The organism is Streptomyces sp. DSM 118878 (assembly GCF_052936595.1).
Genome location: NZ_CP193622.1, coordinates 4,615,425 through 4,628,680, shown reverse-complemented (window position 1 = coordinate 4,628,680; position 13,256 = coordinate 4,615,425). Strand labels below are relative to the sequence as shown.

At 68.0% G+C, this 13,256-nt stretch carries 12 protein-coding genes, 1 tRNA gene and 1 pseudogene; 7 read left to right on the top strand and 7 right to left on the bottom strand.

Annotated features, from left to right (window positions below; all coding sequences use genetic code 11):
* Positions 1 to 4: 4 nt before the first annotated feature.
* Together ACRAKF_RS20560 and ACRAKF_RS20555 are read right to left on the bottom strand one after the other, a co-directional pair.
* Positions 5 to 1,084, bottom strand: a complete 1,080-nt coding sequence (locus ACRAKF_RS20560; protein WP_447038648.1) for a bifunctional MaoC family dehydratase N-terminal/OB-fold nucleic acid binding domain-containing protein — start codon at positions 1,082 to 1,084, stop codon at positions 5 to 7.
* A gap of 273 nt (positions 1,085 to 1,357) precedes the next feature.
* Positions 1,358 to 1,669 carry a hypothetical protein gene (locus tag ACRAKF_RS20555; protein ID WP_447038646.1) on the bottom strand — a complete coding sequence of 104 codons (312 nt, stop codon included), beginning with the start codon at positions 1,667 to 1,669 and terminating at the stop codon, positions 1,358 to 1,360.
* Between the two features lie 466 nt (positions 1,670 to 2,135).
* Between ACRAKF_RS20555 and ACRAKF_RS20550 the strand changes: the two genes are divergently transcribed.
* Complete coding sequence (locus ACRAKF_RS20550; RefSeq protein WP_447038645.1) at positions 2,136 to 3,029, top strand: bifunctional DNA primase/polymerase; 894 nt, start codon at positions 2,136 to 2,138, stop codon at positions 3,027 to 3,029.
* 201 nt (positions 3,030 to 3,230) lie between these two features.
* Complete coding sequence (locus ACRAKF_RS20545) at positions 3,231 to 3,536, top strand: WGxxGxxG family protein (protein WP_447038643.1); 306 nt, start codon at positions 3,231 to 3,233, stop codon at positions 3,534 to 3,536.
* Between the two features lie 118 nt (positions 3,537 to 3,654).
* Here ACRAKF_RS20545 and ACRAKF_RS20540 read toward each other — a convergent pair whose 3' ends face one another.
* Positions 3,655 to 4,410: a GAF and ANTAR domain-containing protein gene (locus ACRAKF_RS20540; protein WP_447038641.1), complete on the bottom strand. Its 756-nt coding sequence runs from the start codon at positions 4,408 to 4,410 to the stop codon at positions 3,655 to 3,657.
* A 446-nt stretch (positions 4,411 to 4,856) separates the two neighbouring features.
* On the opposite strand from ACRAKF_RS20540, the pseudogene ACRAKF_RS20535 reads away from it, so the two are divergent.
* Positions 4,857 to 5,015 (top strand): annotated as a pseudogene (locus tag ACRAKF_RS20535) (GntR family transcriptional regulator); the annotation flags it as partial.
* Positions 5,016 to 5,236: 221 nt separating this feature from the next.
* Here ACRAKF_RS20535 and ACRAKF_RS20530 read toward each other — a convergent pair.
* On the bottom strand, positions 5,237 to 6,415 hold the full coding sequence (locus tag ACRAKF_RS20530; RefSeq protein ID WP_447038639.1) for a helix-turn-helix domain-containing protein: 1,179 nt from the start codon (positions 6,413 to 6,415) through the stop codon (positions 5,237 to 5,239).
* Positions 6,416 to 6,563: 148 nt separating this feature from the next.
* On the opposite strand from ACRAKF_RS20530, the gene ACRAKF_RS20525 reads away from it, so the two are divergent.
* Together ACRAKF_RS20525 and ACRAKF_RS20520 are read left to right on the top strand one after the other, a co-directional pair.
* Positions 6,564 to 6,692, top strand: a complete 129-nt coding sequence (locus ACRAKF_RS20525; RefSeq protein WP_447038637.1) for a hypothetical protein — start codon at positions 6,564 to 6,566, stop codon at positions 6,690 to 6,692.
* A gap of 203 nt (positions 6,693 to 6,895) precedes the next feature.
* Positions 6,896 to 8,404, top strand: a complete 1,509-nt coding sequence (locus tag ACRAKF_RS20520; RefSeq protein WP_447042075.1) for an rRNA adenine N-6-methyltransferase family protein — start codon at positions 6,896 to 6,898, stop codon at positions 8,402 to 8,404.
* Between the two features lie 459 nt (positions 8,405 to 8,863).
* Here the strand turns inward: ACRAKF_RS20520 and ACRAKF_RS20515 are convergent, their stop codons facing one another.
* A complete protein-coding gene (locus tag ACRAKF_RS20515; protein ID WP_447038636.1) occupies positions 8,864 to 9,271 on the bottom strand; it encodes a hypothetical protein in 408 nt (135 codons plus the stop codon).
* 116 nt (positions 9,272 to 9,387) lie between these two features.
* A tRNA-Ser gene (locus ACRAKF_RS20510) sits at positions 9,388 to 9,475 on the bottom strand.
* A gap of 206 nt (positions 9,476 to 9,681) precedes the next feature.
* Between ACRAKF_RS20510 and ACRAKF_RS20505 the strand changes: the two genes are divergently transcribed.
* The gene (locus ACRAKF_RS20505; RefSeq protein ID WP_447038635.1) at positions 9,682 to 10,047 is read left to right on the top strand and encodes a hypothetical protein; all 366 of its coding nucleotides are present in this window, start codon (positions 9,682 to 9,684) and stop codon (positions 10,045 to 10,047) included.
* A gap of 139 nt (positions 10,048 to 10,186) precedes the next feature.
* Positions 10,187 to 11,584, top strand: a complete 1,398-nt coding sequence (locus ACRAKF_RS20500) for an FAD-binding oxidoreductase (RefSeq protein ID WP_447038634.1) — start codon at positions 10,187 to 10,189, stop codon at positions 11,582 to 11,584.
* Between the two features lie 54 nt (positions 11,585 to 11,638).
* Here ACRAKF_RS20500 and ACRAKF_RS20495 read toward each other — a convergent pair whose 3' ends face one another.
* A complete protein-coding gene (locus ACRAKF_RS20495; protein WP_447038633.1) occupies positions 11,639 to 13,159 on the bottom strand; it encodes a S1C family serine protease in 1,521 nt (506 codons plus the stop codon).
* Between the last annotated feature and the right edge of the window lie 97 nt (positions 13,160 to 13,256).

Genomic DNA, 13,256 nt, shown 5'->3' with positions numbered 1-13,256 from the left:
GGGTTCATATGCTCGGGGCCCCGTTGCCGCGCGGGGCGCCGCCGTCGACCGGGGTACCGCCGTCACCCGTGGCGCCGCCTTCACCCGTGGCGCAGCCGTCGACCGTGGCGCGGAACACCGGCAGTTCGAGCTCCTCGTCCACCCGCTGGAACTCCAGCCGCACCGGCATCCCGATCCGTACCTCGTCGTACGGCACCCCGACGACGTTGCTGATGATCCGCACGCCTTCCGCCAGTTCGACGAGCCCCACCGCGTAGGGAGGATCGAAGGCAGGGAAGGGCGGATGGTGCATCACGACGTACGAGTAGACCGTGCCCTCGCCGCTCGCCGCCACCGTGTCCCACTCGGCACAGCCGCAGGCGTTGCACCCCGGCGACCAGGGGAAACGCAGCAAACCGCAGCCGCCGCAGCGCTGGATCAGCAGACGGTGGGCGGCGACTCCCTCCCAGAACCCGGCGTTGTCCCGGTTGACCACCGGCCGAGGCCGCTCGGCCCCGGGCCCGACTCCGGCCCCGGGCCCGACTCCGGGCCCGGGCCGCCCGGCCACCGGCCCAGGTCGCTCGGCCACCGGCCCAGGCCGCTCCGCCACCGGCTCCCGGCGCCCGGCGGGGGCGTACTTGAGGATGCGGAAGCGGTGCGTGCCGGCGAGCTCACCGTCCGCCCTGACGTCCATCCGCGTGGTGACGAAGTGGCCCGTGCCGAGCTTGGTCGTCTTGCGCTCGGACACCGACTCGATCACCGCGTCGAAGGTGATCAGGTCACCGGGCCGCAGCGCCCGTACGTACTCCTGCTCGCAGTCGGTGGCGACGACCGAGGTGTAGCCAGCCCCGTCGAGCAGGGCGAGCAACGTGTCGTACGCGTCCGAACGCCCCTCGTGCCCGGAGAGCCCACCCATCGTCCACGCCTGCAACATCGTCGGGGGCGCCACCTGATCCGGGCCCACGTACGCCGGGTTGGCGTCGCCCATGGCCTCGCACCAGTGCCTGATCATGGGCGCGTTGACCGGGTCCTTGCCGCGCCCCGCCACGGCGGCGGCCCGCCCCTCGAACGCCTTCAGCTCCGCGTACGGGACCCCCTCGCCCACCGCCTCCCCACCCCTCACCCGCTCCCCACCCCTCACCGGCTTCCCCTGCGGACTCCTGACGGTTTCTGACTGTCCGTCAGTTATCACATAGCTGTCAAGACATCGCGCCCCCACACACGGCTGTGCGGCGGCACACGCGGCTGCGCGACGGCACACACGACTGTGCGGCGACGCCGAAGCGTCGCCGCACAGGACCCACTACCCCTCACACCCCTGAGCGCTGGTCGCGCCCACCCCGCGGAGCCGTACCGAGCGGCTCCGCGGGGTTCCGGCTCACCAGAGCTCGGTGAAGTTGACGGTGACGTTCGAGTTGGACTGGTAGATCGGGGTCCACGCCGAGTCGTCCACCTGCGCGTTGTTGTTCTGGTTCGAGGCATTGCTGCCGACGGCCTGCTGCTGCGTGGTGGACGAGTTGCCGTGGTTGTTGCCCCCGACGCCACTGCCGTTGACGGTCGCCACCCCGGCGTTCGACCCGTTGCCCGCGATGGCGCCGTTGTCCGCCGTCGCGACGCCCGTGAAGAGGGCGGCGGCCAGGGGCAGCGCCGCGGCGGCGGCGATGACGCGGGCGGTACGGATGCTTGCCATGTCTTATTCCTCCGGAACAGGAGTACGCACCGGCGAAGAGCCGGAGGTACCGAAAAGTACGGCTTGGCCAAAACAGTCGGCCGACGGCCTGAAGTACCGGTCGACCGCCCTGAAGTACCGGCCGACCGCCCTGAGGATCCGGTCGACCGCCTTGAAGTGCTGCACGACGTCGCGGGATCAGAGTCGCCCACCGAATCCCCGTCGAACCACCCCGGGAGCATGGAATCCCCCTCAAGCGTGAGGGCTTGCCGATAAACACCCGGTGCGCACTTCGGGGCGCGGGACTGTCCCAAAACCCCCGCTCACGCGCGGGCGCCCATGCCACCCGCTCCAGGTCTCCCAAGGGGCGAAGCGTTACGGCGACCGCGCGCAGGAGGGGCTTGTTCTGGCGCGCGAAACGCCCCTCCGGACCCGTCCCGGACGGCAACCTCTTCCCTTCTTCGAACGTACGTACGAAACTAATCGCATGGCCATCACCGACCGCCATGCCGCCGCCCTCGCGCTCGCGCACGCCCTGTCCGCCGCCGAGCGCGGGCTCGCGGTGATCCCGCTGTCCCGTACGAAACTGCCGGCGGTGCGCTCTCCGCACCCCCTGTCCCCGGCCGAGCCGATGACCGGCCACCGCCCCTGTCACGGCGAGTGCGGCCGCCCCGGTCACGGGGTGTACGACGCGTCGAGCGACCCGCGGCGCATCCGCGAGCTCTTCGCCGCCGCCCCCCGGGCCACCGGCTACGGCATCGCCTGCGGGCTGCCCCCGCACCATCTGATCGGCATCGACCTGGACACCAAGTCCGGCAACGACGCCTCCGCGGCCCTGCGTGAGATCGCGCTGCGGCACCTCTTCACGATCCCCGAGACCGTCGTCGTCACCACGCCGAGCGGTGGCCGCCACATCTGGCTGGCCGGGCCGCCGGGCACCGTGGTGCCGAACTCGGCGGGGAGGCTGGCCCCCGGCATCGACATCCGAGGCGCCGGCGGCTACCTCGTGGGCCCCGGCTCCCACACCGAACACGGCGTCTACGGCACCGCCCCCGGCACGGCCCACCTGCCGCCCGCGCCCTGCCCGCCGGCCCTGCTGCGCCTGCTCACCCCACCGCCGCGCCCGCCGCACCGCACCAGGCCCCGCGCGAACGGGCCCGGCGGCGCACAACAAGGCCAAGGCCTCGTCCAGTTCGTACTGGCGGCGCACGAGGGACAGCGCAACACCCGCCTCTTCTGGGCCGCATGCCGTGCCTACGAGAACGACTTCGGCGAGGCCCTGGCCCCCCACCTCGTGGCCGCCGCCCTCCGCGTGGGCCTCACGGAACACGAGGCCCACGCGACGATCGCGTCGGCGGCACGGCTGACGGGGCACGCGTAGAGCAACGGGGCCGGAAGCCGGAGCGGCGGAGAGAACGGAATCACCCGTTTGCCCTAATGCCCGCGGTGATCCGCACAGCCCCGGTAAATGGGCGCAGCCGCACTTCAGGAGGGGGTTTTGGGCCCTCCGGAGTTGCGCGGCCCCCCGGCGTCACGCGCCATGGGGTGCGAGACCCCGTCGTGGGTCATGCAAGGAGGAACTATGCGTCGCACGACTATCGGTGCTCTCCTGACCGCCGCTCTCCTCGCGGGACCCGCTGTCGCCACCGCGGAAGCGCAGACTCCGGCGATGGCCCAGGCAACCGTGGCACAGGCCACCGTGGCGCAGGCCGCCCCGGTCCAGGCGCCGGACGACGACGACAAGGATGACGACAACGGAGGATGGGGCCTCTGGGGCCTCGCCGGTCTTCTTGGTCTGCTCGGTCTCATCCCGCGTCGGCGGAAGACACCCGACACGGGCAGCCATCGCGGCACCGGAGCCGGCGCCCACCCCGACGACCGTCTGTGACACGGACGCGGCCCCCGACCGGTCCACCTGGTCAGGGGCCGTTCCCCCACGCGGCCTGAGCCTGCCCCGGACCCGAATCAGCTCAGTCTCAGCCTCAGTCTCAGTCTCAGCCTCAGTCTCAGGAGGGTTTCGGACGAAGGGTGGTGTGGGAGTTCGGCGCCTTCAACAGGAGGTCGGTTCCCCGGGGATCGGTGAGGATCTGCTCGGCGAGAACGGACAACAGCTGCTGACGATGGCGGGCTGTGTCGCGCAGGAGCCTGAAGGCTTCTTCGGGGCCGATGGAGAGGCGGGCCTTCATGAAGCCCTTCGCCTGCTGGATCCGGTGGTGGCTCTCCAGAGCCCGGTGGAGCTGTCCGTTGAGCTTTACGCCCTCCGCGATGGCCCGCTGCTGGAGCAGGCCGATGGCTGCCATGTTCGCCAGACTCTGCGCCAGATACACATCCCGGGCGGATATGGGACGGTCATGGAAGAGGCACAGTCCACCAACCGTCTCCTCGCGCAGCCGCATGGGCAGCGTGGTGATGCGCGGATGCCCCAGCGCCTGAAGGTCTGCCGCCGCGGCGGGCCAGCGGCGCTCCACTTCTTCCCAGCCGGCTGCCAGAACCGGCTGATCGGTACGCAAGCAGTCCAGCCAGGGCCCTTCCTCGTGGTGGCGCAGCATGTCCAGCAGCTCGGCGTTGTCGTCAGAGGCGGCCACCGGTAAGGGCGCGGACCCTTTGCTCTTGAGTACGATTCCGGCCTTCGGCACCTCCAGCAGCACAGCCGTCTGATCCGCCAGGTTCATCAGGAAGTCGACGGGGTCGAAGTCCTCGACGAGGGTGTCCGCCGCGTCGAGGAACAAGCGCAGCAGAATGTGTTCACGGTCCTCGGACACAACCACTCGTTCCCGGACTGACATCAGGACATGCGACGGGTGGAACCCACCCGCGATCGGCCTCCCGGCCCTCAGCCGCTTCTGCCCCCCCCCACCCTGCCACTGATGCCGCCCTTGCGAACCGAAACACCCAAAGTTGGTACGCATGGCACTGGGAAACAGACGACCCGCAACTCCTGCGCTCCATCCACGCGATCGCGATCTCGACCAGCCCCACGCCCCGGCCACCGCGACGGAACCGGCCACGGTGACGTCAAAGACGACGGCCCCGGCGGGAGAAGCCTCAGTTCGTCCCCGGAATGCCGACCGGCGCCAGCTCCGGAGGGGACACCGCGCACTCGAAGTGCGTGCCGATGTGGCAGGCAGCCGATCGATAGGGCGTCAGCGGCGCACCCGTGGTGTGGTTACGTCGTCGAGAGGACATCAGCGCACCGCCAGAAGAACCGACCGAGGAAGCGCCTCTACTCGGCATCCAGAAGGCCGCACTCGTCACGCACATCCGGCGGACGTACTACAGCGACCAGGGACGGCCGGTCGAAACGGCGGACATCATCGTGCCCGCCGCTCACTCCGAGATCGTCTACGAGATTCCGATCAACCGGTAGACGTGGACACGGCGACGGCCCCCGACCGTCTTGCCTGGTCAGGGGCCGTCAATCACTGCGGTGGGTGTGGGATTTGAACCCACGGTGACTCGCGCCACGACGGTTTTCAAGAACGTGCGCGCTTTCGGTGGGGCCGGCACTCTGACCTGCCAAAATCCGGCCTGTCGCCAGTGAGGCGCGCCCCGGTGGTCCACACCTGGTCCACTGGCTCCGGTCCGGCGCTACTCGGCCAGTCCCGAACGCTTGGCCATGGCGAGCAGATCGGGCCGCGCTCGCTGATGAAGCACGAAGAGGACACGGAGAACTTCTCGGCTCATGGGATGGATCTCCGCCATCTGGGGGGCCACCTCGAACGCCTTCTTCAGGGCCTCCTCGGCGCCTTGAATGTCGTTCTTCCCCAGGCGGGCGCGCGCGACGTCGATGAAGAGGCGGCCGAGCCTGTTCGGCGTTAGTGCGGATGGGGGTTCGACCATGAGCGGATCGGACATCGTCACGGCGTCGTCGAGCTTCTCAAGCTCGATATGTGCGGCCAGTTCGTAGAGCGCCGTGTTCCCCTTGCCGAAGGTCAGATTGTGGAGGATCACATCGTTCGAGACCGTTTCGGTGTGACGTTTCGCCCCGCGAAGGTGGTCAGCGGTGGCGTTCTTGTCCCTGTGGCGAGATGCCAGCACGATCCCACGCAAGTGGAGCGAGCCCAGCATTATGGCTGCCTCGCGGCCCTCTCCGGGCGCCTGCTCGTACCGGGAGATTGCTCGCTCGATGATGGCTAGTCCGTCATCGTACTGGCCTGCGGATTGGTAGGTGCCCGCTTCGTTCCAAGCTGCGGCTGCCTCCGCGTCAGGGTTCCAGGTCTGCTGTGCAGCCCACGACTGGCGGGAGACGATCATGTCCGCAAGGTCAGGCTGTCCGAGCCGGTGAGCAACCGCATATGCGCACCCGTACACGTCGGACACGTACCCCCAGGCGGTTGCGTCACCGCCTGCGGTGAAAGCGGTGGCCGTCACCTCTCCTAGCAGCTTGGGGAGAATCCTCAGAAGTTCGAGGTAGCGGGCCTCCTCGCGCAGGTGTGACGCCTTCGCTAGCTGCTCCTGCAAGGTGGTCGGCTCGGGTACGTCCTCGCGCGGGAGGGTGTGACGACGCACCGCCGTGCGAAGGTCATTGAGCCGATCGGACTGCTCCGAGGGGTCACTGAACGGCTGGCCGTAGATGCGCGCCGTCGTGACATGGAGAGCCCTCGCGGCAGCCGCAGCGACAGGCGGAGTGACCGGACGCTGGCACGTCTCGATCTTGGACAAGTACGACAGCGAGATGTTCATCTCTCGGGCCATCTTGGTCTGCCCGATGCCCCGCACCTTGCGCAAGACCGAAATGTTTTCGCCTGCTGAGGGTGTGCTCTCCATGTAGTCACTCTTCCACGGCAAGGTTGACGGCGGCACCAACTCACCCTTGGCGCAATGTAGTTGTGCAGGCTGTGTGCGAACTGATCTTGTCCCTGAGCAGTTTCATCATTACTGACAGCTAGACCACGACGACAGAGGGGCAACTCCCATGACGGCTTGGTGGATTCTCGCAGGCAACCCCCAGGACGACAGTGACAGCGGCAACAAGCACGGCGGCGGCGGCTCGGACGAAGGGGGCAACTCCAGCGACGGTCAGGGCCCGGCGGACGGTAAGTGAACGTGTCGAGCCAAGAGGAAGCCGCGCTTGAAGCCTCCCCGGACACGCTCGCCGTCAAGCTGCTTGAAAGCGGCGTGCTGCCGTCGGACTGGCTTCCCGCATATAGGGCCAACCCTCGAGAGGGATTCGTCCCTGACGACATCTGGCCTGGCAATGCCGGGGGCAACCGTCAGGGGGCGCGGGTCCGACGTTCCAACGACCCGATGGCCTGGTACCGCGTCGTCTACAGCGATGTACCGATCACCACGCAATGGGACGACGGCAGGTATGACGGTCCCGATAAGGGGCGTACTCCGACCTCGTCAATCTCCATGCCGACGATCGTGTTCACCATGCTCGGCGCGCTCGACCTTCAGCACGGCCACAAAGTGCTCGAAATCGGCACCGGGCGGGGATGGAACACCGCGCTCCTCAGCTACCGAGCTGGGGACAAGAACGTGACCAGCATCGAGAAAGACGGCGTCCTCGTCGAGGATGCGCGAGGGCGCCTCAACTGCTCAGGGTTCAGCCCGGATCTGATCATCGGGGACGGTGAGCGCGGCTACGGCACGAACAGTCCTTACGACCGGATCATCGCAACCTGTTCAGTCGGGGCGATCCCTTCGCAGTGGATTGGTCAGGCTCAATCCGGGTCGGTCATCGTCGCCCCCTGGGGACCCCAGTACGGCGGCGAAGCCATCGTGCGTCTGGAGATCGATGAGCGGGGGACCGCGTCCGGGAACTTCGTGGGCTCGTCGGCATTCATGCGGATGTCCGGGCACAGGAAATCGTTCACGGCACCCTGTAGGCGCCTGAACGTTGCGGATTGGCCGGGCGGCGCCCCGCTCACGTCCACGTCGCTCTCACCGGATGACGTGGGGGACTGGATCCACATGTTCGCCATCGGCATCCAGGTACCCGACCTGTATTGCAAGGTCGAGTTCACCGTGAAGGACTCCTACCGGTTCTGGCTGGCAGACACGTCTACGGATAGCTGGGCCTCGGCTGATTACGCCAGCGGCCTGGACGAATACGTGGTTGCCCAGGATGGGCCTCGCCGCCTCTGGGACGAGTTGGAGGCTGCTTGGAGACGAGTTGGAGGCTGCTTGGAGATGGTGGGACAGCCAAGGGCGACCGGGTTTCAACCGGTTCGGAATGACGACCACCGGGGCCGAGAACTACACGATCTGGCTCGACTCCCCCGACAACCCAGTGCCGACACAGGTTGGGACAGAACACGATGCTCGCCACTAGGAGATCAAGCCGGAACGAGCCCACGAGTCTTCCGAAGTGCGCGAACTGCACAGCGATCATCCTGTGGGACGCGCGAGAAGGAAGTGACTGCATCTGGTGCAACAAGCCGATCAATAAGAAAGAGCTCACCCCGACCGACGGAAACCCTGGCAGGTCGATCGATCGGGGCGAGTCCACCCACCCCCAGCAAAGGGAGTAGGCATGTTGAGAGTACAGCCGCTCGCCACCACGCCGCCTTGCCCGCCGAACCCGGACCCGGTCCCACCAGGCGGCCCACTGCGGCTTTCAATCGAGACGCCTCACGGCGCACTGATCGAGTCAGAGAAGCGATGAGTCATCGAGAGAGGCCACAGAGACGAGCCTTGCGAGGCTGGAGGGTCACCTCCGATGGCTGGGGTATGGGCCTGGTGCTCGGCTTCGCGATCTGGGCATCTGTCATGGCGATCCCGCTGTCTCTGGTCTGTGACGCGCGCCCATGAGTTGCGCACCCTCCTACGGGATTTCGTTCCCCTACGGCCCCGTGGGAGGGCTTCCCTCCACCATGAACTCCCGTCCCGTATCGGTGGCTTTCCCCCGTAACCCGGTGCAGGGCGGGCTCTACCCCTCGTAACTCAAGAACGACGTCTGCCCCGGCGGTCTGACCTCGACCAGGTTGGACCGCCGGGGCTTTGCCGTTTGCTGGCCCGGTGAGTCCTCGCCACGGTCACGCCCCGACTGGTCAAGGACAAACGCGGGGCCTGGACGCTGACGGCAAGTGGAACCGTCGCATGGATGTGGTGGAGCCCCCGGAGAACATCACGGCGGCGCTCGACTGGACAGACATCAAGTAGCTGAACTCAAGTGTGTGTACCGCACGGGACGCCGTTCTCAATCGACGGGCGGCGCCCCGCCAGGTCAATCCATGGCCTCCGCCACCACGGTCCATCAACCTGGTCCGCTCAGATGACGTTACCTCGCGCATCCCTTTGTTTACTCGGGCCATCGAGGGTGAGGCCAACGATCCCGAAGAAGACGAAGAAGCCTCCACCTACGGCGAGCCACCATCCGCTATAGACGGCAAAGGCCCAAAACAGGCAGCCCCCAGCGATCAGGAAGAGGCCTCCAAGGACGATGCCGAAGGGGTCACGCCGTTCTGAATCTTCAACCTTGATGATGTGTTGGATAGTCTCATCGATGTGATCACGTAGGTTCTCACGAACTGTGCTGTCCTCGGGCAGGAGGGCCAACAGCTCCAGATCGGCCTTCGCTCGATCACGACCTCGCGCTCTGGTATAGCGGCGCTGCAGCACAACGCCGCCCAATCCCACTAGGCCAACTGCAATAGTGGCAAGTGCGCCCCAGTCCATCCCGTGCCCCTCTCGTGCCCGATCCACCGGGGAACAGCGGGGTCCCCCGGACGCTCGCAGCGAGTTGCGACGCCAACGGCCCCCGACCAATTCTGCTGGTCAAGGGCCGTTCTCACTGGCGGTGGGTGTGGGATTTGAACCCACGGTGACTCGCGCCACGACGGTTTTCAAGACCGTTCCCTTAGGCCGCTCGGGCAACCCACCTACGCACCGCCCACCAGGGACGGAGCGGGTACAGCGTACCGGTCCAGGGCGTCTCGCGGGATTCGTGGTCCACATGGGGCCCGCTGCCGACACCGGCGCTCTGCTCGGGCCTCTCCGGTCGCGCGCCCAAGTGGCTGGCGTCACACTGGAAACGTGGCGGATTTGTCTACCCGCATTCCTGGATGAACGCCGATCGCGGAGGAGCCATGACAGCGACGAGGCGGAGCGATGCTCCCGTGGCGATCGAAGGCGATGGCGTTGAGCTGCGCACGCAGGCGGTCGGGGGAAACATGACCGCCGCGTTCGTGCGGCTTCCTCAAGGCGCGAACCTGGCGCCCGCCCTTGTGGGGCAGCCCGATGATCTGTGCCAGTGCCCTCACTGGGGTTACCTGCTCAAGGGTCGGCTGAAGATGCGGACGAAGGCCGGCGACGAGATCTACGAGGCCGGACAGGCCTTCTACTGGGCGCCCGGCCACGCCCCGGAAGCGGTCGAGGACTGTGAGTACGTGGACTTCTCGCCGTCCAAGGAGTTCGACGAGGTCATCGACCACGTCAAGTCCCACATGGGGTGACGGACTTGGGGTGACGGACTTGGGGTGACGCACCGAGCCCTCTCGCCTCTTCGACCGCCCGTGATTATCCGGATCATCCGGTTCATCCGGTTCATCCGGACCAGCGGGCTCCGCAGACTTTCCCAAGAGGTGTTGGACCATGAGCGGCATAGACGCAACTGCTCTCGACAGCTTGCGCGCGACCCTGCGGGGACGCGTGGTCTCGCCGCGGGATGCCGACTACGACCAGACCCGCAGCATCTACAACGCCATGATCGACCGGCGTCCGGCCGCTGTCGCCCAGTGCATGGGCGCGGCGGACGTGCGGACGACCATCGCCTTCGCCCAAGAGGCAGGAGTCCCCCTGGCGGTTCGCGGTGGCGGTCACAGCGGGCCGGGGCTGTGTCTGATCGACGACGGGCTCACCCTCGACCTGTCCCCGATGCGCTGGGTACGCGTCGACCCCGAGGCCCGAACCGTGCAGGTGGGCGGAGGCAGTCAGCTCGGCGAACTGGACCACGAGACACACGCCTTCGGTCTCGGTGTGCCGGCCGGAATCATGTCGACCACCGGGGTGGGCGGTCTCACCCTCGGCGGCGGACACGGCCACCTGACCCGCAAGTACGGGCTGACGATCGACAGCCTGATCGCCGCGGATGTCGTCCTGGCCGACGGCAGCCTCGTCACGGCCTCGGCGGAGGAACACCCGGATCTCTTCTGGGCGCTGCGGGGCGGCGGCGGCAACTTCGGCGTGGTCACCTCGTTCACCTACCGGCTGCATCCGGTGGACACGGTCGGGGTCGCGGTGACCGTATGGCCGGTCGACCGCACGAGAGACGTGCTGCGGTGGTACAGGCAGTTCCTGCCCGCCGCGCCGGAGGATCTCACCGGCTTCTTCGCAGTCCTGGTCATACCGCCCGGGCCGCCCTTCCCTGAGCCGATCCACGGGCAGAAGATGTGCGGCGTGATCTGGTGTTACACGGGCGACCTGGAGGCCGACCGCCTGGAGGAAGTGCTGTCCGTGGTCAACGACCCGGCGCCGCCGGCCTTCCACTTCACCACGCCCATGCCCTACCCCGCCTTGCAGACCATGTTCGACGAGCTGATCCCCAAAGGGCTCCAGTGGTACTGGCGCGGCGACTTCTTCGACAGCATCTCCGACGACGCCATCGCGGTGCACGAGAGGTACGGGCAGGGCCTCCCCACCGGCTTGTCGACCATGCACCTGTACCCGGTGGACGGGGCGGCCCATCGAGTCGGCGCCGACGAAACGGCCTGGGCCTACCGGGACGCGGTGTGGTCCGGCGTCATCGGCGGCATCGACCCTGATCCGGCGAACGCCGATCTGATCCGGCAGTGGTGCGTCGACTACTGGACCGACCTGCACCCGCTCTCCATGGGCGGTTCGTACGTCAACTTCCTCGGGGAGGCGGAGAGCCCCGAACGGGTCCGGTCCACCTACCGCGGCAACTACGACCGGCTGGCCTCGGTCAAACGCGCCTACGACCCGGACAACTTCTTCAGCGCCAACCAGAACATCCCGCCGGCCGCCGCCTGATCCGCGGGGCGCCCCGTCCGCCGCCTGATCGGCGGGACGCCCGGAAGCGGTGGTTCAGCTGTCGCCCTTGCGCTGGCCCAGGGTGACGTCGACCGTGTGCTCCTTGCCGTCGCGCTCGTACGTGATCTTGACCGTGTCGCCCGGCTTGTGGGTCCAGATCTGGCCGATCAGGGTCGGGCCGCTGTCGATGACCAAGCCGTCCAGCTTCGTGATGACGTCGCCGGGCTTGAGGCCCGCCTTGTCCGCCGGGCCGTTCGGGGTGACCGCCTCGGAACCGCTCGCGCCCTCCTCGGAGATGGTCGCGCCGCCGGCGCCCTCCTGCTGGAGGGAGACCGAGGCGCCGATCACGGGGTAGACGGGCTGACCGGTCTTGATGAGCTGCTGCGCGACGTTCTTCGCCTGGTTGACCGGGATCGCGAAGCCGAGGCCGATGGAGCCCGACTGGCCGGTTCCGCCGAGGCCGCCGCCGCTGTCGGCGGGCTTGATCGCGGAGTTGATGCCGATGACCGCGCCACGGCCGTCCAGGAGCGGGCCGCCGGAGTTGCCGGGGTTGATCGAGGCGTCGGTCTGCAGCGCGCTCATGTACGAGCTCTTGCCGCTCTGCCCGCCGTCGCTGGAGGTGACCGGGCGGTTCTTGGCGCTGATGATGCCCGTCGTGACGGTGTTGGAGAGGCCGAAGGGGGCGCCGATCGCGATCGTCGAGTCGCCGACGGCCACGCGGTCGGAGTTGCCGAGCGGCAGCGGCTTCAGGTTGTCGGGGCGGTTCTTGAGCTTGATGACCGCCACGTCGTAGCCCTCGGCGCGGCCGATGACCTCGGCGGCGTACTTCTTGCCGTTCGAGAACGTCGCCTGGAGCTTGCCGCCCTCGGCGGCCGACGCCACCACGTGGTTGTTGGTGAGGATGTGGCCCTGCGTGTCGTAGACGAAGCCGGTGCCCGTGCCGCCCTCGCCGCTGCCGCTCTGCGCCTCTATGGTGACGACGCTGGGCAGCGCGTCGTTCGCGATCTTGGCGACCGATCCGGGGTCGCGCTTCAGGTCGGCCGGGGTGTCCGCGGCGGCGACCGTCGTCGAGCCCGTGTCGTTGTCGTTCCGCTCCGCGGCCCAGTAGCCGACGCCACCGCCGACGCCGCCCGCGACCAGCGCGGCCGCAAGCACCCCGGCGACGAGACCACCGCGCCGCCTGCCCGGCTTCGGCTCCTGCGGGTGGTACGAGGCGCCCCAGCCGGAACCGGAACCTCCACCACCGGCGTACGGAGGCGCGGCCGGCGGCTGCGGAGGCGGCCACGCCTCGCCCGCAGCGCCCCCGGCGCCCACAGCGGCCCCGGCGCCCACCGCACCGCCGGTACCGCCGGTACCACCCGCACCGACCTCGCCCCCGGCAGCTTGCGGACCACCGGCCACACCAGCACCGCCAGCACTACCGGCACCACCACCAGCACCCGCACTACCGGCACCACCAGCACCCGCACCGGAAGCCGCGCCCGCGGAGTCGGCGGAAACAGTGGGAGCGTCCACCGGCACAGGAGGTGCGGACGGGGCCTGAGGTACAGCGTTGCCCTCGTTCTCGGTGTTCACAGCTCTACTCCTCGGTCCATGCTGTCGTAGCTGTCCTGGCTCGGCGTTCGTTCACGGCCCGGCTGTGCCAACTGTGCAGCTGTCTGCAGACAGCTTT